This is a genomic window from Polynucleobacter brandtiae, assembly GCF_002797575.1.
GTDB classification, from domain to species: domain Bacteria; phylum Pseudomonadota; class Gammaproteobacteria; order Burkholderiales; family Burkholderiaceae; genus Polynucleobacter; species Polynucleobacter brandtiae.
Genome location: NZ_PGTX01000002.1, coordinates 32,986 through 51,879 on the forward strand (window position 1 = coordinate 32,986; position 18,894 = coordinate 51,879).

Annotated in this window: 20 protein-coding genes; 7 read left to right on the forward strand and 13 right to left on the reverse strand. The window is 44.7% G+C overall.

Annotated features, from left to right (window positions below):
• The 10 genes from B0G85_RS04150 to B0G85_RS04195 all read right to left on the reverse strand — a co-directional run bounded on the left by B0G85_RS04150 (window position 1) and on the right by B0G85_RS04195 (window position 10,603).
• Window positions 1-807, reverse strand: coding sequence for an SDR family oxidoreductase (locus B0G85_RS04150; RefSeq protein ID WP_100379548.1), 807 nt, complete (start codon window positions 805-807; stop codon window positions 1-3).
• Between the two features lie 64 nt (window positions 808-871).
• Window positions 872-1,810, reverse strand: coding sequence for an MBL fold metallo-hydrolase (locus B0G85_RS04155; RefSeq protein ID WP_100379213.1), 939 nt, complete (start codon window positions 1,808-1,810; stop codon window positions 872-874).
• A 1-nt stretch (window position 1,811) separates the two neighbouring features.
• Window positions 1,812-2,402, reverse strand: a complete 591-nt coding sequence (locus tag B0G85_RS04160; RefSeq protein ID WP_232725938.1) for a lipocalin family protein — start codon at window positions 2,400-2,402, stop codon at window positions 1,812-1,814.
• Window positions 2,395-2,982, reverse strand: a complete 588-nt coding sequence (msrQ, locus tag B0G85_RS04165; RefSeq protein WP_232725939.1) for a protein-methionine-sulfoxide reductase heme-binding subunit MsrQ — start codon at window positions 2,980-2,982, stop codon at window positions 2,395-2,397. Before msrQ ends, B0G85_RS04160 begins: the two co-directional genes overlap by 8 nt.
• Before the next feature lie 24 nt (window positions 2,983-3,006).
• Window positions 3,007-3,969 carry a protein-methionine-sulfoxide reductase catalytic subunit MsrP gene (msrP, locus tag B0G85_RS04170; protein WP_100379215.1) on the reverse strand — a complete coding sequence of 321 codons (963 nt, stop codon included), beginning with the start codon at window positions 3,967-3,969 and terminating at the stop codon, window positions 3,007-3,009.
• 253 nt (window positions 3,970-4,222) lie between these two features.
• Window positions 4,223-4,879 carry a class II aldolase/adducin family protein gene (locus B0G85_RS04175; protein ID WP_100379216.1) on the reverse strand — a complete coding sequence of 219 codons (657 nt, stop codon included), beginning with the start codon at window positions 4,877-4,879 and terminating at the stop codon, window positions 4,223-4,225.
• Complete coding sequence (gene otnK / locus B0G85_RS04180) at window positions 4,872-6,161, reverse strand: 3-oxo-tetronate kinase (RefSeq protein ID WP_100379217.1); 1,290 nt, start codon at window positions 6,159-6,161, stop codon at window positions 4,872-4,874. Before otnK ends, B0G85_RS04175 begins: the two co-directional genes overlap by 8 nt.
• The gene (ltnD, locus tag B0G85_RS04185; protein WP_100379218.1) at window positions 6,158-7,051 is read right to left on the reverse strand and encodes an L-threonate dehydrogenase; all 894 of its coding nucleotides are present in this window, start codon (window positions 7,049-7,051) and stop codon (window positions 6,158-6,160) included. Before ltnD ends, otnK begins: the two co-directional genes overlap by 4 nt.
• Before the next feature lie 80 nt (window positions 7,052-7,131).
• Window positions 7,132-8,097: a Bug family tripartite tricarboxylate transporter substrate binding protein gene (locus B0G85_RS04190; RefSeq protein ID WP_100379219.1), complete on the reverse strand. Its 966-nt coding sequence runs from the start codon at window positions 8,095-8,097 to the stop codon at window positions 7,132-7,134.
• Between the two features lie 268 nt (window positions 8,098-8,365).
• Window positions 8,366-10,603 carry an NADP-dependent isocitrate dehydrogenase gene (locus B0G85_RS04195; protein ID WP_100379220.1) on the reverse strand — a complete coding sequence of 746 codons (2,238 nt, stop codon included), beginning with the start codon at window positions 10,601-10,603 and terminating at the stop codon, window positions 8,366-8,368.
• Window positions 10,604-10,822: 219 nt separating this feature from the next.
• Here B0G85_RS04195 and B0G85_RS04200 point away from each other — a divergent pair, with 219 nt between their 5' ends.
• Window positions 10,823-12,025, forward strand: a complete 1,203-nt coding sequence (locus B0G85_RS04200; protein WP_100379221.1) for an MFS transporter — start codon at window positions 10,823-10,825, stop codon at window positions 12,023-12,025.
• 22 nt (window positions 12,026-12,047) lie between these two features.
• On the opposite strand, the gene B0G85_RS04205 is transcribed toward B0G85_RS04200, so the two are convergent.
• Window positions 12,048-13,064, reverse strand: coding sequence for a DUF6352 family protein (locus B0G85_RS04205; RefSeq protein WP_100379222.1), 1,017 nt, complete (start codon window positions 13,062-13,064; stop codon window positions 12,048-12,050).
• 74 nt (window positions 13,065-13,138) lie between these two features.
• On the opposite strand from B0G85_RS04205, the gene B0G85_RS04210 reads away from it, so the two are divergent.
• Window positions 13,139-13,486, forward strand: coding sequence for an FKBP-type peptidyl-prolyl cis-trans isomerase (locus B0G85_RS04210; protein ID WP_100379223.1), 348 nt, complete (start codon window positions 13,139-13,141; stop codon window positions 13,484-13,486).
• Between the two features lie 77 nt (window positions 13,487-13,563).
• On the opposite strand, the gene B0G85_RS04215 is transcribed toward B0G85_RS04210, so the two are convergent.
• A complete protein-coding gene (locus tag B0G85_RS04215; protein ID WP_100379224.1) occupies window positions 13,564-14,574 on the reverse strand; it encodes a transglycosylase SLT domain-containing protein in 1,011 nt (336 codons plus the stop codon).
• 408 nt (window positions 14,575-14,982) lie between these two features.
• Between B0G85_RS04215 and B0G85_RS04220 the strand changes: the two genes are divergently transcribed.
• Window positions 14,983-15,696 carry a DNA/RNA non-specific endonuclease gene (locus B0G85_RS04220; protein ID WP_100379225.1) on the forward strand — a complete coding sequence of 238 codons (714 nt, stop codon included), beginning with the start codon at window positions 14,983-14,985 and terminating at the stop codon, window positions 15,694-15,696.
• A gap of 16 nt (window positions 15,697-15,712) precedes the next feature.
• On the opposite strand, the gene B0G85_RS04225 is transcribed toward B0G85_RS04220, so the two are convergent.
• The gene (locus B0G85_RS04225) at window positions 15,713-15,958 is read right to left on the reverse strand and encodes a DUF3820 family protein (protein ID WP_100379226.1); all 246 of its coding nucleotides are present in this window, start codon (window positions 15,956-15,958) and stop codon (window positions 15,713-15,715) included.
• Window positions 15,959-16,155: 197 nt separating this feature from the next.
• Here B0G85_RS04225 and B0G85_RS04230 point away from each other — a divergent pair, with 197 nt between their 5' ends.
• The 4 genes from B0G85_RS04230 to B0G85_RS04245 are packed head-to-tail and all read left to right on the forward strand — an operon-like array spanning window position 16,156 to window position 18,894.
• On the forward strand, window positions 16,156-17,070 hold the full coding sequence (locus tag B0G85_RS04230; protein ID WP_100379227.1) for a DUF6662 family protein: 915 nt from the start codon (window positions 16,156-16,158) through the stop codon (window positions 17,068-17,070).
• A gap of 11 nt (window positions 17,071-17,081) precedes the next feature.
• Complete coding sequence (locus B0G85_RS04235) at window positions 17,082-17,639, forward strand: FMN-binding protein (protein WP_415836282.1); 558 nt, start codon at window positions 17,082-17,084, stop codon at window positions 17,637-17,639.
• Window positions 17,636-18,466 (forward strand): FAD:protein FMN transferase, encoded by an 831-nt coding sequence (locus B0G85_RS04240; protein ID WP_100379228.1) that lies wholly within the window; start codon window positions 17,636-17,638, stop codon window positions 18,464-18,466. The genes B0G85_RS04235 and B0G85_RS04240 overlap by 4 nt, the downstream gene beginning before the upstream one ends.
• Complete coding sequence (locus B0G85_RS04245) at window positions 18,463-18,894, forward strand: hypothetical protein (protein ID WP_100379229.1); 432 nt, start codon at window positions 18,463-18,465, stop codon at window positions 18,892-18,894. The genes B0G85_RS04240 and B0G85_RS04245 overlap by 4 nt, the downstream gene beginning before the upstream one ends.

Sequence of the window (18,894 nt, forward strand, 5' to 3'; positions counted from 1 at the left end):
TTAGATGGCCCCACGGTGTACATTAAATCCATTGAATGACTGCTGAACGGGCATCAATTCCATCAAATTAATATTCATATGGCTTGGTAAGTTTGCTGACCAAAAAATAGCCTCTGCTACATCATCCGCACTGAGTGCCTGAACGCCGCTATACACCTTATCTGCTTTATCGTCATCACCCTTAAAGCGAACATGAGAGAACTCCGTACCAGAGCACATGCCAGGCTCGACACAAGTTACACGGACTGGCGTCCCAATGAGATCTGCCCTTAAATTTAAACTAAATTGATGCACAAAAGCTTTCGTTCCACCATAAACATTGCCACCAGGGTAGGGGTAATTAGCTGCGACTGATCCCAGATTAATGACATGCCCTTGTTTGCGCTCAACCATGCCAGGCAAAAATGCCCGCGTCATGTGGACTAAGCCTTTGATGTTGGTATCGATCATCCGATCCCAATCAGATAATATTGCTTGGTGCGCAGGCTCTAAGCCTAAGGCTAATCCGGCGTTATTGACCAGAATCGTCACACCAGCAAACTCAGCAGGCAAGCTTGCCGCCAATGGATCTACCTGCTTACTATCGCAAACATCGACCGATAAAGTCAGTAATTTATTCTGTTGCGCTGTAGGAAGTGAAACCCTGAGAGCCTCTAAGCGCTCCACTCTCCTACCCAGAGCAATGACCCGATGGCCGCTAGCCAAAAATCGTCGTGCAGTGGCTTCACCAAATCCAGCTGTTGCGCCAGTGACTAACACGGTATGTTCTGAATTTTCCGATTGTTTCGATTGTTCCGCGTGTTCCATCATTTCGTATACTCCATCTATTGACTGTCTTTTCTGATGTATTTTTCTTAACTGATTTTAATCTTTAGTCTAGATTGACTAAATAACCCTGCTCAATCTTAGCGGCATTAGACTTTACTAAAGCTTGAGGCAGCCATTCCTGTAATTCTTCTTCAGTCATATTAAGCTGCTGTTGAATATGACTGAATATTGGTGTTCTAGAGATCCAATGCTGCACTTGTGCCATCTGCATACTGCGCCACTCTAGTAACTTATATTTCAACAACACCTTAGCGCCATGACGCGCATTTCTGTCGGGATTGCTGGACAGATAATCTAAGCGTGACTTTGCGGTAGTGATTGATTCTTGGACATTAGTGAATGGTTTACCGTGCCCGGGAATGACTAGCGATACTGCTAAGCCCTCAATCAATTCCAATGTTTTAACAACCTCTTCAAAACCACCCTCACCCCAGAGCTCCGGAAAGATTACCCCAAAGCCATTCTCCCAAAGGGCATCGGCTGAAATCAGCATTTGATGATCTGCTTGATAGAGCATCACCGAATGGTGATCATGTCCTGGGGCTCCTAATATCTGCCACAGATAAGAACCCAAAACGATAGTCTCGCCGGGTACTAAAAGTCCTTGATAAGAAAACCTCGGGCATACCTGTCCTAAAGTTTGATAGCTTAATAAATCCTCATCCCAATGTTGGACGGCAGTTGCCTCTGAAACAGGGATCATGATGTCACAGCTAAATTTCTCAACGAGCGCTGCATTGCCACCACAATGATCGGAATGTAAATGCGTATTAACAATGGTATTGAGCGTTGACAAGTGATGCCGCTCTAGCGCTTTAGCTACTAAATCGATTGTCAACTGCTGATGAGCGCAGTATCCAGAATCTACCAGCGCTACATTGTGATCATCATATAAAAAAATATTATTGGCAGACAACCAGCCTCGCTCAAAGATATCAATCCCCGGCGGAAGTAAGTAGTCTCCAATACGCCTTTGTGTCATGCTAATTCTTTTGGGGTGTCAGCTCAAGTTTGCTGACATCAAATTGCTGCTGCTTCAAGCGCTGCAATAGATCGCTGTAAACTTTAGGATCTATTTGCGGCGTTCTCGAGAGCACCCAAAGATACTCTCTTTGAGGATCACTGACTGCTGCTAGCTGATACTGGGCATCCAAATCAATAATCCAATAATCGCCCCACACAAAAGGTAAAAACGAGAGCCACTCTGGCGCAAATCGCACTTGGAGCTTAGGTGAACCTGGCGCCCCAATCTGGCGTGCCGCACCAATGGCTTGGGATGTTTCGCCATTGGCTATTTGGCAGCTATTGAGCACCTGTAGATTTCCATCCATCTTTGTGGAGTAAATTGCTTTCGTATTGCTCGTGCACTTTTTCTGAAACCAATTCGGAAATTTTGCTATTTCATACCAAGTTCCTAAATAGCGCGGGACATCGAGCGTAGTGATTGTTTTTACTGCCATCGCTTCCCCCAACTGAGCATTGGCTTGTGCGCTCACCTGCATTGGGCTCAAAGCGAGTGTCGTCAATCCTAAATAAATCGTCAGGAAAATATTTACTTGAAGTAATTTAAGCATGTTTATTCAAACGCAAGCGATTGCGTATATAGGGAATCCGACAACATAAGAGTAAGAACAAAATAACCCCATAAATACTTGCTGATTCAAAATCATTCTTACCCGCCTTATGCCACCAATAATGCAGCATTACCGTACAGGCAATCACATAAATCAATCGATGCAATGTAGACCAGCGCCGCTTTAGAAAACGTTGTGACCAGTGATTAGAAGTCATTGCTAGTGGGGTGAGCATCACTAAACTAATAAATCCCATCGTAATAAAGGGCCTCTCCACCACATCACTCCACATCTGGGAAAGATCAAAGTCTTGATCCAACCACAGCCATATACCAAAGTGTAGGAAAGCATAGAAGAAGCTAAAAAGCCCTAACATTCTGCGATAACGAACCCAGGCTACTGAATTACTGATGAGGCGTAAGGGCGTCATCGTCAAGGTCAAACATAAAAATACCAAAGCCCAAGTGCCTGTGGAGCGAGTAATGAACTCAATGGGATTGGCGCCCAAGTCACCTACCCACCCAAGACATATCAAGCGACCTAAAGGAATCAATGCCGCAAGAAAAATAAGAGGCTTCATCAAATACACAATCACGCTACTGACTTAATAAAATTTCTTCAAGTCCATACCGGAGTACATACTTGCCACCTGATCCGCGTATCCATTAAACATTTCTGTTTTGATTTTTGGTGCAAACATGCCCTTAGGATCCCCGATCCGACGTTCGCTAGCCTGGCTCCAACGTGGATGGTTGACTAATGGGTTTACATTGGAATAGAAACCATATTCACGGGCATCAAACTGACTCCAACTAGTCTTAGGCATCTCTTCAGTCAGACGAATTTTGACAATCGACTTGGCACTTTTAAAGCCATACTTCCAGGGCACTACAATCCGCACCGGAGCGCCATTTTGTTTAGGCAAGACTTCGCCATAAAGGCCGAAGGTTAAGAGCGTTAGGGGATTCATTGCCTCATCTAAACGCAGGCCCTCGCGATAAGGCCACTCAATGATTTGACTCCGTAAGCCTGGCATTTGCTTACGGTCTGCGAGAGAAATAAATTCAACATATTTTGCTGAGCCCAAAGGCTCAACGTGACTGAGTAACTTAGATAAAGAATAGCCATCCCAAGGAATGACCATAGACCAACCTTCGACACAGCGCATCCGATAAATACGCTCTTCCATAGGGGCTAATTTCAGTAGGGCATCGATATCCAAGGTGACCGGTTTTTTGACCAAACCCTCAATCGTGACGGTCCATGGCCTGGTTTGCAAGCTTCCCGCATTGGCAGCTGGGTCGGCCTTATCTGTTCCAAACTCGTAAAAGTTATTGTAGGTAGTAATATTTTTATAACTCGTTAAGTCATCCCTCGCCGCAAAGTTAGGATTTAGTGTGGCAGGTAACTTTTGGCCACCATTGGCTAATGCCTCTCGAGAAAACCAAGGGGCAAGTGCTAAACCAAAAGCTCCCGCTGCGGCTGACTTGATGAGTGTGCGTCGATTATCAAACACTGCCTTAGGGGTAATATCACTGGCTAGTAATTTATGGTCATATTGACTCATATAAGAACCTCTTAGATGAAAGGAAAAAGGAAAGCTATATAAATAGGCCTAAGTCATTACTTTACTACCGTTGTGAGCCAGATAAGCAGGTTCGATTAAAAGCGGTCTAATTAAGGTCAACGCCTTATTTTTTGAGCTCAAGCCCTTTTTAACGAAGACTTTCTTTATAGATATAAGATCTGCAAATCATACCGATGATTTGCAGCTCGTTTACATAAACTGAGAATTTTCTAGGCGTAAGTTCTTCTAAAATCTACCACTTGGCATCAAATTGATCCCGCAGTTCTTGAATTTGAATATCGGTTAGCAATGATGGTTTAGTCATTAAATACAAACGTGCTGTTTCCTCTAGCTCCTCCAAAACAGCACTTGCTTTTGAAAGGCTATGGTGCCATACATTCGGACCCAGTCGTTCTAGCATCACAGCCTGAATCGGAGTATTTTTCGCCTGCATTTCCTTGACCTTTAAGGCAATTAATTCGCCGACCTTGGGATCTCCTGGCCGATGGTAGGGAATGAGCGGAACATGTCCTACTTTCATGACATAGTAAGGCGTTATCGGCGGCACAATATTATCCGGACTCCAAACCCCACTTAGCGTCAACGCTACTAAATGCGTACAGTGGCTATGAATAACGCAGTGTGCAGTAGGATCTGCCGCATAAATAGAGCGATGCAGATTTAAAGTTTTTGATGCCTTATCTCCGCTAATTTGAGCTCCATTCATATCAACTTTAGCCAAAGTGTTGGGATCCATGCTTCCAAGGCAGGCATCTGTCGGAGTAATCAAATAACCATCGTTTTCAGGTAGCCGAACACTAATATTGCCTACCGTAGCGTGTGCATAACCGCGCTGATAAAGAGATAAACCCACTCTACAGATTTCATCTCTTAAGATAGATTCAGTCATTAAGCCTCCTAAAGGCATTCTCAAAAAAATCTGCACCCCCAAAATTGCCTGATTTCAAAGCAATATGAATCTGCTCACCATTCACTACTGCAGAAGTCCAAGGAACACCAGGGGCAATCTGCGGACCGATATTCATTTGGTCAATTTTCAAAGCTTTGATCACTGCGCCAGAAGTCTCTCCACCAGCAATAACAAGTTGCCGAATGCCAATTTCCACAAGCTGAACAGCAATTTGAGCAAGAGTCATTTCCACTAAAAGTCCTGCGCGATCAATGCCGATCTTAGTCTGCACCTGCGCTACCTCTTCAGGTTGAGCGGTAGCGTAAAAGAGTAGGGGTCGTTGCCCAATAAATGACTGCGCCCAAGTAATCGCCTGACGCACTACGTCTTCGCCCGTATCAAGCGCAAATGGATCTATGCAGAAACAAGGATTACCTGCCTTTCTAAAATGATCAACCTGACTATTGGTAGCAAGGGAGCAGCTACCCGCAAGAATCGCCTGATAACCCTTAGCCTGCTTTAGAAAGCCATCACTAGAGGCTTCATTTGATTGCCCTAAACCCCAATTTCTTGGTAATCCAATCGCTACCCCAGAGCCCGCAGTAATCAAAGGCATATTCGCGATTGCAGAACCAATAAAATGCAGATCCTGGTTAGAAAGAACATCTAAAACTGCAATTTCAACACCTTCAGACTGAAGGCTCGAAAACTTGCTAGAAATCGCTTCAGCCCCTTTTGATATCGTCTCATAGTCTACAAGACCTACTTTACGATTAGTTTGAGATTGCAATACGCGCACTAAATTAGAGTCGGTCATTGGTGTCAGAGGGTGGTTTTTCATGCCACTATCTGACAGCAATTCATTGCCTACAAATAAGTGCCCCCGATATATTGTTCTTGCAGCCTCTGGAAATGCTGGGCATGCAATAGTAAATTTACTATTTAGCGCTGTAAGTAATGCGTCAATAACAGGCCCAATATTACCCTCTTTAGTAGAATCAAAAGTTGAGCAGTACTTGAAATAAATTTGTTGAACACCTTGAGATTGCAACCAAGATAGTACTTCTAGCGATTGTGTAATGGCATCATCTTTAGATATAGTGCGAGACTTTAATGCGACTACGATCGCATCTGCATCAAGTAAAACCTTTGAATCCCGAGGAATGCCAATGGTTTGCACCGTACTCATTCCACCTCTGACTAAATTATTAGCCAAATCAGTTGCGCCAGTAAAGTCATCGGCAATACAGCCCAATAAAGGCTTTCTCAATAAACTTGTCATTTCTTTTTCGGCAAAGTAATACCAGGGAAAATCTTTATTACAGCCGAATCATCTTCTCGTCCAAAGCCTGAAGCAGATGCTTGCATAAACATTTGATGTGCTGTAGATGAGAGAGGTAAAGGAAACTTACTGGCTCTCGCTGTATCCAAGACCAAACCTAAATCTTTTACAAATATATCAACCGCTGATAGAGGCGTGTAATCATCGGCCAAGACATGCGCCATTCGATTCTCAAACATCCAGCTATTGCCAGCACTATTAGTAATCACTTCATAAAGAGCCTCTGCAGAAACTCCTTCACGCAACCCAAGTGCCATAGCCTCTGCAGCTGCAGCAATATGCACCCCTGCCAATAACTGATTGATGATCTTTACTTGACTTCCAGCGCCAGCTTTATCCCCTAACTTATAAACTTTGGCAGCCATCGCTTCCAATGCCTCACCCACCTTTGCATACGATTGTGGCGATCCAGAACTCATGATTGTCATCTGCGCATTTGCAGCTTTAGCTGATCCGCCTGAGATCGGTGAATCCAAATACAGAATTTCTAAGTCACTTAACCGCTTTTCAAGGGAGATTGACCAGTTGGGATCAACTGTTGAGCACATGACAAAAGCGCTGCCCTTAGCCATAGCCCTTGCAGCTCCATTTTGACCAAATAAGACTTCTTCAGTTTGCTCTGCATTCACAACAACACTGACAACAACATCTACTTGTTTCGCCAGCTCTGCTGGTGAATCATGTGCAACCCCACCTTGCCTTGCAAAAGCATCCGCTATCTCTTTACGGGTATCACAGACATGAACTTCATACCCTGCTCGCCTCAAAGACCCTGCCATGCCAAGACCCATGGCACCAAGGCCTATTAATCCAATCTTTTTATTAATCATTACTTGCCTAATTTGAAATATCTACTATGTATCGCACACTATATTGGGGGCATTTACAGCACTGAACTAAGAAAGCCTATTCAATCCAATTGGATTTTTGCGTAATTGACCACTTTTTTCCAGCGCTCTGAATCTACCCGCATAAATTCAGCTGTTTGTGCTGTGTTTAAATAATCAACTGAAGCGCCTAACTTAGTAATAGAGTCTATAAAATTTTTCTGAGATGACACTTTTTCAATCGCATTTTGAAGCCGGGCATTTACTTCTGGTGGAGTCCCCTTAGGAACAGCCAATCCAAACCATGCGGAGACTGAAAACCCTGGATAACCCGCCTCTTGCATTGTTGGTGTGTCTGGTAAGGCTGCACTCCTTTTTGCAGTAGTTACTGCAAGCGCCTTCAACTTACCAGCTTTAATGTGCCCTAAAGCAGGAGGTAAGTTATCGTACATAAAATCAACTTCTTTAGACATCAGAGCTACGTTTGCTAATGCTGATCCACGATACGGAATATGCACGATATAAATTCCTGCCTGATTCTTCAATAGCTCAGCACTTAAATGCAATGATGTTCCATTGCCATTGGAGGCGTAATTCAGGTTGCCCGGATTTGTCTTAGCTCTTTTAACTAAGTCAGCTACAGTGTTTATTCCAGACTCCGGATTTACAAGCAACACATTTGGTAATTCACCAAAAATTGACAAAGTTTGAATATCGCCTGGTGTGTAGGGTAGATTTTTGTAAAGCGCTGGACTAATAGTCAGTGGTGCCGAGGCCATCAATAACGTGTATCCGTCTGCGGGCGCCTTTGCAACTTCAGCCGCACCTAGGTTTCCTCCTGCACCTGGTTTGTTGTCAACAATGACCGCTTGATTTAACTCTTTTGATAGCGGAGCTGCAACCAACCTCGCTACCGTATCTATCAGGCCACCAGGGGGAAATGGCACAACCAATTTAATTGCTTTACTTGGATAGGATTGAGAAAAGGCATTTGCCGTGCATAAAACCGAAAATGCACTAATAACAATAAGTTTTAAAATGCGAGACATATTTCCCCCAAAAATTGAGATTCAAGATAGCAAGTTTATTTAAGTGACTATTTAAAGTAATGTTTGCCATCATAACAATTTTTGTGAATTTCAATTGCGCCTACTTTTACAAACATTTTTTACAAGTACGGGCCCCTATTGACCAGGTTGACTTTAAGGTAATTACAATCCAATTGATCAGTTTCATTGACAACACAGAGAGATGAGTACTAAAAAGGCAAACACGCAGGTTTGCCTTTTTTATGATGCCAATGCGGTTTTTTCGGAGTTAACTTGCTCTAGCTGCTTTCAGAATCTGATTTAAAGTCGCGCTGGGGCGCATTACTGCCTTGCACTTTTCAGGATCAGCTGCAAAGTAACCGCCGATATCAACTGGCTTACCTTGCACCGCCTTGAGCTCTTCTATGATCTTTGTCTCACTCTCGGCCAAGGCTTTGGCAATGGGGGCAAAATGGGCCTGTAATTGCTGATCTTCAGATTGCGCGGCCAAAGCTTGTGCCCAATACATCGCTAGATAGAACTGGCTACCGCGGTTATCCAGCTCCCCTGTACGTGGCGAAGGGGACTTATTGTTATCCAATAAGGTACCGGTTGCTTCATCTAAAGTACGCGCCAAGATCTTCACTTTAGGATTGCTCGTTTTATCGCCAATATCCTCTAAAGAAACTGCTAGGGCTAAAAACTCACCCAAAGAATCCCAGCGCAAATGATTTTCTTCAACCAGTTGCTGAACATGCTTAGGGGCAGAGCCGCCGGCACCCGTTTCAAATAAGCCGCCGCCCGCCATTAAAGGTACGATCGATAACATCTTGGCACTGGTTCCTAGCTCCATGATTGGGAATAAGTCGGTCAAATAATCACGCAAAATATTTCCGGTTACTGAAATCGTATCTTTACCGCGAATCAAGCGCTCCAAGGTGTAACGCATAGCTCGGGTTTGCGACATGATCTGCACATCTAAGCCCGTTAGATCGTAATCCTTTAAATAGGTACTTACTTTCTTAGTTAACTCGGCTTCGTGCGGACGGTATTCATCTAACCAAAATACCGCTGGGGTATTAGAGAGGCGTGCACGATTGACTGCTAACTTGACCCAATCCCGAATCGGCGCATCTTTGACTTGACACATCCGCCAGATATCACCCTCTTCTACATTCTCTTCTAGCAATACCGTACCGTCATCAGCCACAATGCGAGCTACTCCAGCTTCAGCAATTTCAAAGGTTTTGTCATGTGAACCGTACTCTTCAGCCTGCTGAGCCATTAAGCCAACGTTCGGTACAGTACCCATGGTAGTGGGATCAAAGTTGCCATGGGTTTTACAAAAGTTAATAACCTCTTGATAAATACGCGCAAAGGTACTTTCTGGAATAACTGCTTTGGTATCGTGTAAGCGGCCATCAGCACCCCACATCTTGCCGCCCACGCGAATCATTGCTGGCATTGAGGCATCGACGATCACATCACTTGGGGAATGTAAGTTGCTAATACCCTTGGCAGAATCAACCATAGCTAATGCGGGACGGTGCTCATGACAGGCATGTAAATCTTTTAAAATCTCTTCACGCTTGGACTCTGGCAACGTTTTGATTTTGTCGTACACACTACTCATGCCGTTATTGGGATTAACGCCTAATTCTTCAAATAACTTAGCATGCTTAGCAAAAGCTTCATTGTAGAAAATCTTCACAGCGTGACCAAAGACAATCGGATGAGAAACTTTCATCATCGTTGCTTTGACATGCAAAGATAACATCATGCCAGTCTTATAGGCGTCATCAATTTCTTTTTCGTAAAATTCGCATAACGCCTTTTTACTCATAAACATACTATCGATGATTTCACCAGCAAGCAAAGCAACTTTTGCTTTGAGCACAATCGTCTTGCCACTCTTAGTCACCAAATCCATCCTCACATCACATGCCTTAGTCAGGGTCATAGACTTCTCACCGGCATAAAAATCACCGCCATGCATATGAGAAACGTGAGTGCGCGAAGCTTGGCTCCACTCACCCATGGAATGGGGATTCTTACGAGCGTAACGCTTAACTGCGTTCGGTGCGCGGCGATCAGAATTACCTTCACGCAACACTGGATTTACTGCACTACCTAAACAAGAAGAGTACAACGCACGGATTGCTTTTTCAGCATCGCTTTTAGGATCATCCGGAAACTCTGGCAATGCATACCCCTTGCCTTGCAGTTCTTTAATAGCTGCCAATAATTGAGGGACTGAGGCACTAATGTTTGGTAATTTAATAATGTTGGTATCGGGCAATAACGTCATGCGCCCCAGCTCGGCCAAATTATTGGGCACTTTTTGCGCATCAGTTAAATAGTCAGAAAAAGCTGACAAGATCCGAGCTGCAACAGAAATATCGCTTGTCACCACTTCCACTCCGGCTGGTTCAGTGAAGGTGCGGATAATCGGCAAAAATGCACAGGTCGCTAAGGAGGGCGCTTCGTCTGTTAGCGTGTAAATGATTTTTGATTTCTCTGAAGCCATGGATATTTCCTCAATATGGATAAATTTTGGGTAATGCCCCTTACTAAAGACTTTCGCTTTTTGTGCAAGAAGCTTTAGATATACAGGGCTTACCTTTCTATTTTAAATCATCACCCTGTGCAGATTCGGGCTTAATCGTCACCAAATTGGCTCATGAATGGGAATGTATCGGGTTACCCCAAGGTAAAACCCTGGGAGATAAGCCGTAAACTGACGCCTATGACAGAAAAAATCCCATTCTTTAATAGAAACCTCGTACTGCTGATTCTCTGTCAGGGCCTGTTTCTGACCAATAATGTCACTTTCATCGCCATTAATGGGTTGGTAGGGCTGAGCCTGAGCCCCGTAGCCTGGATGGCGACACTACCCGTTATGGGCTATGTTGTTGGTGGCGCATTCTCAACGTCGATTGTGGCTAAAACCCAAAATTACTTTGGTCGAAAAATATCTTTTCAATTAGGCCTATTGGTTGCCGTCTTTTCAGCACTCTTATGTGCCTACGCCGCTTACTCAAAAAATTTCTGGTTACTGGTACTAGGTACCTTCATCGCAGGCTATTACAGCGCCAATGGCCAACTGTATCGATTTGCGGCTGCAGAACTTACGGTGGCCAGCCAAAGAGACAAGGCGGTATCTTGGGTCTTAGCTGGCGGCATTCTAGGGGCAGTCATTGGGCCTAATCTGGCATCTTGGACAAAGAATATATTCGATACGGCCTTTTTGGGCGCCTACCTCACGCTTTCGGTTGCGGGCTGTATTGGCATTATCGTGATGCAGTACATTCACTTCCCCGATGAGTTCAAAACTAAACATGCGCTCTCGGCAGGTCGAGACCTAAAAGTTATTTTGCGACAACCGGTATTTATGGTGGCCATTATTGGCGCCTCTCTTGGTTACGGTGTGATGAACCTACTGATGGCGGCGACCCCACTTGCAATGCAAATTTGTGGGCTCCCATTTTCAGATACTGCTCTGGTATTAGAGTGGCATGTTATTGGCATGTTTGCTCCTGGATTTTTTACTGGTTCATTGATTCAGCGCTTTGGTACTCTCAAAATAATGGGGGTTGGTGTTTTACTCAATTTAGCCTGCATCGCCATTGCACTCACAGGCGTGGCATTGCAGCAATACCTGATCGCACTCTTTTTATTAGGCGTAGGCTGGAACTTTTTATTTACCGGAGCCACTTCCTTGGCAATGACTGCTTATCGCCCGGAAGAGCGTGACAAGGCACAGGCAGCCATCAATTTCTTTGTATTTGCTACGATGGCCTTCACCTCATTTGGTTCGGGCGCCATCATCACCTCGCAGGGCTGGAATATCCTGAACTTTGGCTCGCTAGTCCCGGTATTGATTACTGCAGTAGCACTACTCTGGTTAGGCGCTCAAAATAGAAAAAATAATCGCACGCAATCAGCTTAGGCAATACCAGAGGTAAGCAAACCTAAGACGTTTTAGCCAGCGGCAAGTTAAATAGCAGGTTCTGCGGCTTAAGTTTTAATTGCTTTTGATCGCTCATCGCAATGCCCATGTATACCGGCTTACCTGCCTGCGCCACCGAGACAGCGGCCTCTTCAATAAAGTCCAAACGGAACAAGCAAATGACTTTTTGCAGCTCATCTGTATCCACTGGCTCTTTGTTATAAAGCTTATTCAGAATTTCTGTTGCGCTAGCATCAAGCCCTACATGCCATGACCACTTTGGATCGTTAATTTGTTGCATTGGCGTAATGCGTGTTTTTACTCCCAAGAAGTGCTCTATCCATTTTTCCAATACACGGCAAAAATGGTTAATGGGAGGCTGCCCGAAATTTAGCTGCACAGCGAAATCATGATCTTCGTTTTTATCCCAATATAAATCGGCGTTGTCTTCATAAAGCACATCTAAATCGACCGAGCGCATCGTCATCGATTTACCTTTCAGCAAATCCATAATGTCGCCAGTTTCACCAGCCTTGGCATTGCGATCCACCACCTCTTCATCCGCGCCCATGACAATACTATCCTCCAACACGCTGATTTTCTGCGTGCGGAAAAAGAGTTCACCCATACGGGCATCTAGCGGATGGCAATCCTCACCCAAAATATGTCTAATAAAAATTTGCGCTAATTGTGCAATAAACAGAGGGGGTACATCGACCCCGTCACCCTCAAACAAACTCATGTAGAAATTTTCTAATGAGCTAGCCGCCAAAAGCTTAGTGCGATACCTTAACCACACTTGATAGTTCACCTGAATGTCTGCGTCAGCCATCGCCAGAATTTCTGATTCAGAAATCATTTCACGAGGATTATTCGTCAGGCGTTGATGCAAGGCACGCTCTGCATCACAGGACTCTGGTACTAGGTGTAACTCTGGGCGAAGTAGGTAGGTGCGTAAAAAGGCATCCGTCACCAGAAGTTGATTATCTGCATCGACCGTAAGGGTCTTATAAGCTGAGCGGGGCCAGAAATTGGTCATAGGGATAGGTTTAAACAAAAGATAGAACCCAGAATATACTAGCCAATCAATTTAAGCCAAAGAGGGAGAAAAACATGAGTGAACTACAGCTAATAGACACCGTTATTGGTGATGGTAAAGAAGCAGTAGCCGGTAATGGGGTAGACGTACATTACACCGGCTGGCTCTTTGATGAAAAAGCAGCCGATCATAAAGGTCAGAAATTTGATAGCTCTTTGGATCGCGGACAACTGTTCAGCTTTCCTTTGGGTGCTGGTCACGTTATTAAAGGCTGGGATCAAGGAGTGCAGGGTATGAAAATTGGCGGTAAACGCACCCTGATTATTCCCGCGGAAATGGGTTATGGGGCACGGGGAGCAGGTGGTGTTATTCCGCCAAATGCCACTTTGCTCTTTGAAGTAGAGCTCCACGGGGTGAACTAAGCCTTTTTGTTGGAGCCCTTGAATAAAAAAGGCCGCTCATTGAGCGGCCTTTTTGATGACTGAAGCTTGCGCAAGCATTAAGAACGTAAGCTTTTACCATTCAGTGTGAGCTTATTTTGGCTGCCTGGTGTTGGCGTCGATTGACACAAGACAATCAAGCGATTTCTTTCTGCCATCACTTTATCTGCATAACCACCATCATTCTCCGCATTGGCGGCACCTACGTAGTACTTAAGGCCACCGCGCAATGAACCAGTTGTGGCAATCAAGTACTTCAAGATATAAGCGCCGACTCGAATATTGACCTCAGGCTTGATCGCATCGTCAACGCCGCCATAAAGAGCATATTTATCTTTGTGTACTAAGGTCATCACCTGCATCAAGCCCTCTGCCCCTGCCCCACTCTTGGTCAATGGGTTGAAATTGGATTCCACCGAAATGACTGCGAGTAAAAGCACCGGATCAATGTTGATTTCTTTAGCGATCAATACTGTGTTGGAGACGTACCCTTCAATTTTGCTACGGTCGAGCTTGTATTTTTTCTCAAAAAAGTCTGCAACCGCCCGTTGATTTTGAACAGAAACCATCAGCTTCGAGTCTTGGGCTTGCGGATCAATCTTGGATGCTGGGATCCGATCCGATAAATGAGAAATAGGCCTTACTTGAGCATTGGCTACCGAGGGCATCAGTAAGGCGATGGCCTGCTGTTTTGGGATGGCTGCGGGCTTAGATAAAGAGCTAGCTACGGAGCCACCCATGAACTTACCGTACATCACCGCGATAATTTCTTTATCGGCTGGGGCTGCCTGAGCCGGCTCTTGGTACTGATCCAATATGCCAAATCCCTGATTCCAGACTATTTGCCTTGCTTCCTCAGGAACCAAGACGCGCGCTAAATCAAAAGCACCCGCCTGAGTTCCATTGCCGGACAACCACAGCCCCACGATGGCAAAAACCGAGACCAGCACTAAACCATTTATCACGCGGTAGATAGGAGATAAGGCATACGCCAATAGAGCCTTGCTACTAGCGCTCGTATGCTGCGCTAATCTCAGGTCATTTAATTTGGCTATAAAACTTGTAATCATTCAGGGTCTTGCTACACACCAGAAACCAAATAACTGATTTATGTTGCACCGCAATAATTAATAAACATGTGTCATCCTAAGAAGGTTCTTATATCTAGTCAAGAATAAAGAAAGTTATTTTTATTACTTTTTGATCTTAAATTGTGTATTACCCCCTCTAAGCATTCATTGATTGATATTAATCTGATTAAAATCAATCACTTATAAGAGTTAGTGCGCACTTATTTCACATCATAAAAAACAGAGGTAAAACAGACTTTTTTACTATTTTCATGGATAAAAAAGGGGGTGAGCCCGTACATTTAGTACTTAAAGAATTGGATTTCACTACAGATAGTACCCACAGAGAATGCAGCTCGAGTTAAAAAAAGTAGCTGACTTTTTAATGCACACCTACACTACCCACTCATGAATGCCATAGTCAAACTCTGTGTATTGCTCAGTCTAGCCTTTCCACTGAGTGCGCTGGCTCTATTTGACCAGTGCCAAGATCTTTTCCCTGAGCGACAAACCCCTACTACTTCGCTCATCGGACGAGACCTCTGTTTTGATGATTTCGCTGTTTATTATTCGCCGACGGATAAAAAACCCATCTATACCGTTGAAAGACTGAATGGGAGGCAGCTAACTCAAACTCGCCCCCGTCGCACCAATCAGTTTTATGAGGAAGCGAGGGTCCCTGCTCACGAGCGTGCCCTGTTATCAGACTACCGGGGCAGTGGTTATGACCGTGGCCATAATGTCCCTGCTGGTGATATGACTGGGGAGCAAGGTATGGCCCAATCCTTTTCTCTGGCCAATATGATGCCGCAGGCAAGGCAGAATAATCAGGGTATCTGGGCGAAACGCGTTGAGGAGCCAACTCGAATGTACGCCAAAAGAGTGGATGGTGATATCTATGTCTTTACGGGTTCAACTGGAAATAGGGGCAGCATTGGCAAAAGTAAGGTCACCATCCCTGCTTATCTTTACAAATTAGTCTATGACCCAGCTAAGCAGTTGGCTTGGGTCTACTGGATCGAAAATACCAATGAAGCCCAAGTGAGTCCCTTGATCTCTTACTCGGAACTCATACAGAGAACTGGGATCGACTTTCATTTACCGCTGTCAAATCCCCGCTAAGCAATAAATCCCGAGATCAATCTCGGTCCCGCAAGCGAGATTGAATGCCATGCGCTCGCTGAATTGGCGCCAGCAAACCGCGTAAGCCATTGTGGTCTAGGGTGTGCATTAATTCTAGTAATTCTCCTAACTCGTTCTTAGGAAACCCTTCGCGAGCAAACCACGCTAGGTAATTGCCTGGCAAATCGGCAAGCGCTCGCCCTGCGTGCTTACCAAATGGCATCTTCATCAACACTAACTTCTCAAGAGCATCTGCATTCATAGGTTTGCATCTTATTACATAGCGGCTATCTAGCCGCTTGCAATAGTTGAAGTTCGCGAACACTGGAACTAACAAGGTCTTTCATTTTTTAATGAGAATCATTCCTATTTGATGTATATTGAGAATCATTCTTATTTAATGAGAGTCTTTTTAAGTAACTCACCGCACCCACACATCTATTTCACTGAGACGACACCATGAAATTAACCATCAAAAGACTGATAGCCTTCACCTTAGTATTGGTAGCCGCATTCCACTTCTCGTTTGCTAACGCTGGAGAGGGAGCATTTGGTTGGATTTACACCTTAGACCTTCAACCCAAGGGTAAGCTGGAATTTGAGCAAAGATTACAACTGAATCAACAACAGGCAGCAGGCACCTATGACGCTTGGACCGCACGCACTGAATTGGAGTATGGCCTCACCAATAATTTACAGATTGCTGGGTATATCAATTCTTATTACACCAATGCCAGTCAAAATTACACCAACCCCGAAGCTTGCGGCGATAGTCCAAGCTGTACTGGAGGTTATGGCGTTCCATCCAGCCATGATCCAGCTACCCCCTACAGAAAAAGTGGAATTGAAGGTGGCTCTCTAGAAGCTATCTATCGCATTACCAACCCCGTTACCTCCCCCGTAGGCATTGGTCTCTATTTAGAACCTACCATCGGAAGAAATAAAAATGAGATTGAAGCTCGACTGCTCCTACAATCCAACTTTATTGATGATCGACTGATTCTTGCGGGCAATGTGGTGCTAGCAAATGAGCGGCTAAAGTTTGTCGAAAATGGTAATGTGCCTGAGTCTATGCTGGACTTCTTAGTAGGTGCTAGCTATCGCTTTGCACCTAAATGGTCTGCTGGTGTCGAGGCCCGCTTTCATAATGACTATTCAGAATTAAACCTGCGTAACCAAGTACAACGCGCTACTTTTGTTGGTCCCAATATGCACTACGCCGCTAAAGACTGGTGGGTTACTGGTGCGTGGCGTTATCAACTCAAAGGAAATACTTGCATGGGCGGAGGTGAAGCAGAATGCTCCAATGCGCGCGTATGGGATAGCCACTCTGTCAATGAATTCATTGTCAAGGTCGGCTTTCCGCTCAATTAAGCCTACTGATCATGATGAATTGGAAACCAAACCCCATAGCTCTGGCCGGACTTGCGCTAATCAGTGCCCCACTCATTGCGCATGCCAAGATTTATGTCTCGATTGAGCAGGCCCAGGCACTACTGATGCCCAATAAGTCACTGCAAAAAAATCCCATCATCGTGACTGATGATCTCCAAGAAAAAATGCGTAGTGCCTCCAGTGTTCGCCATCCCTTTCAGGGAGAGCGCATCTGGAAGGCGGTCGATGGCTCTTGGTTTATCGTCGATGAAGTAGTGGGTAAACATGAAATGATTACGTACGCAGTAGCATTAAATCCCTCCGGAGGGGTCATTGGCATTGAGATCCTGGAATATGTGGAGTCATATGGCTACGAAGTAGACCAAGCCCAATGGCGTAAACAATTTATCGGTAAAACCGCACTAGACCCCATCAAGCTCAATCAAGATATTCAAAATATTGGAGGGGCTACTCTCTCCTGTAAGCATCTGACGGATGGAGTAAAGCGAATTACGGTCTTGTATAACCTAGCCCTCAAAAATCCTACTCTAGCTACAAAAATAAAATGATTCGCTGCAAACCTCTACTGGGTACTTATGTAGAAATCTCTACCTCTGATGTCCTGCATACCCCGCAGGCAATAGAGAGTGCTTTTAAAGCAATTGCAAAAGTACAGGCACTGATGAGTTTTCATGATGCTCGCAGTGAGCTATCCAAAATCAATACGCTCGCGCATCTGCAATCCATTTCCATCGATCCCTGGACAGCAAGCGTCCTTCGCACTGCGCAAGAGCTACATCAGCAATCCAATGGTTTATTTAATTGTGGCATTGGTCAGCACCTAGTTCATTCTGACTTGCTCCCTAGACATTACCGTAATGAACGATCCGAATTTGGTGGTATCGAGCACGTCCTTTTTTTAGAAGACCACCTCATTCGCTCTTCAAAACCACTGTGCCTTGATCTTGGCGGTATTGCCAAGGGCTTTGCTGTCGATATGGCAGTCAATGCATTACAAAGCGCTGGTATCCACAGTGCCTTAGTCAACGCTGGTGGAGATATGCGCCTATTTGGAGACACAGCAAAAACAATCTATCTTCGAAACCCTTGCAATCCCTCTGCTCTGCTCAATGCAGGAACACTACAAAACGGAGCCATGGCCACCAGTGGGCTTTACTTTGCTAAGGGAGCAAGAGCTACATATAAACAAAGCAGTAGTCCTATTGTTAATCCAGTTAGCCAAGCGTCTATTCATTTTTCGCAATCCTATTCTGTAATAGCGCCAAAGTGTGTTTTTGCCGATGCGCTGACAAAGGTTGTCAGTATTTCAGGTAACACCCATCATCCCTGCTTACGTTATTTCTCAGCCCAATCTATTAAGGTACCCACCCAATGACTATATCCAATCGCTTAGGCAAAATGCCTTCATGGCAAAGACCATTTGTCCTACTAGGTATGTGGAGTGCCTCGATCACTGGGGTCATGTATCTACTGGGCCATGAATTTCAAATACAAAGCTTACTGCTGGGTTCGCACTCGATATTGGTATGGCATGGTATTGCTGCAATGATCGCGTCTATTGCTTTGGGCTCAATATTGCCCAATCACCTGAAGGCTGGCTTGAAGTCAAAGCGAAAGCTATTGAGTGGTATCGGCCAGCTGGCTTTTTTACTGACGCTATTTATTACCGGTGCTTTACTGTATTACGGACCCGAAGGAATGCGTGACCTTGTCATCATGACACACTGGTTAGTCGGCATTGTATTTACACTCGTCTTTTTATTACATTCCACCAGAGCTAGAAAGCTCGTATTCAGTTACTAA

Coding starts and splice junctions, on each gene's coding strand:
- B0G85_RS04155 (WP_100379213.1), bottom strand. CDS start 1,810: ATGACACAAAGGCGTATTGGAGACTACTTACTTCCGCCGGGGATTGAT.
- B0G85_RS04205 (WP_100379222.1), bottom strand. CDS start 13,064: ATGACCAATTTCTGGCCCCGCTCAGCTTATAAGACCCTTACGGTCGAT.
- B0G85_RS04210 (WP_100379223.1), top strand. CDS start 13,139: ATGAGTGAACTACAGCTAATAGACACCGTTATTGGTGATGGTAAAGAA.
- B0G85_RS04160 (WP_232725938.1), bottom strand. CDS start 2,402: ATGCTTAAATTACTTCAAGTAAATATTTTCCTGACGATTTATTTAGGA.
- B0G85_RS04195 (WP_100379220.1), bottom strand. CDS start 10,603: ATGGCTTCAGAGAAATCAAAAATCATTTACACGCTAACAGACGAAGCG.
- B0G85_RS04200 (WP_100379221.1), top strand. CDS start 10,823: ATGACAGAAAAAATCCCATTCTTTAATAGAAACCTCGTACTGCTGATT.
- B0G85_RS04150 (WP_100379548.1), bottom strand. CDS start 807: ATGGAACACGCGGAACAATCGAAACAATCGGAAAATTCAGAACATACC.
- msrQ (WP_232725939.1), bottom strand. CDS start 2,982: ATGAAGCCTCTTATTTTTCTTGCGGCATTGATTCCTTTAGGTCGCTTG.
- B0G85_RS04220 (WP_100379225.1), top strand. CDS start 14,983: ATGAATGCCATAGTCAAACTCTGTGTATTGCTCAGTCTAGCCTTTCCA.
- B0G85_RS04245 (WP_100379229.1), top strand. CDS start 18,463: ATGACTATATCCAATCGCTTAGGCAAAATGCCTTCATGGCAAAGACCA.
- B0G85_RS04240 (WP_100379228.1), top strand. CDS start 17,636: ATGATTCGCTGCAAACCTCTACTGGGTACTTATGTAGAAATCTCTACC.
- B0G85_RS04215 (WP_100379224.1), bottom strand. CDS start 14,574: ATGATTACAAGTTTTATAGCCAAATTAAATGACCTGAGATTAGCGCAG.
- otnK (WP_100379217.1), bottom strand. CDS start 6,161: ATGACAAGTTTATTGAGAAAGCCTTTATTGGGCTGTATTGCCGATGAC.
- B0G85_RS04225 (WP_100379226.1), bottom strand. CDS start 15,958: ATGAATGCAGATGCTCTTGAGAAGTTAGTGTTGATGAAGATGCCATTT.
- B0G85_RS04230 (WP_100379227.1), top strand. CDS start 16,156: ATGAAATTAACCATCAAAAGACTGATAGCCTTCACCTTAGTATTGGTA.
- B0G85_RS04235 (WP_415836282.1), top strand. CDS start 17,082: ATGATGAATTGGAAACCAAACCCCATAGCTCTGGCCGGACTTGCGCTA.
- B0G85_RS04190 (WP_100379219.1), bottom strand. CDS start 8,097: ATGTCTCGCATTTTAAAACTTATTGTTATTAGTGCATTTTCGGTTTTA.
- B0G85_RS04175 (WP_100379216.1), bottom strand. CDS start 4,879: ATGACTGAATCTATCTTAAGAGATGAAATCTGTAGAGTGGGTTTATCT.
- msrP (WP_100379215.1), bottom strand. CDS start 3,969: ATGAGTCAATATGACCATAAATTACTAGCCAGTGATATTACCCCTAAG.
- ltnD (WP_100379218.1), bottom strand. CDS start 7,051: ATGATTAATAAAAAGATTGGATTAATAGGCCTTGGTGCCATGGGTCTT.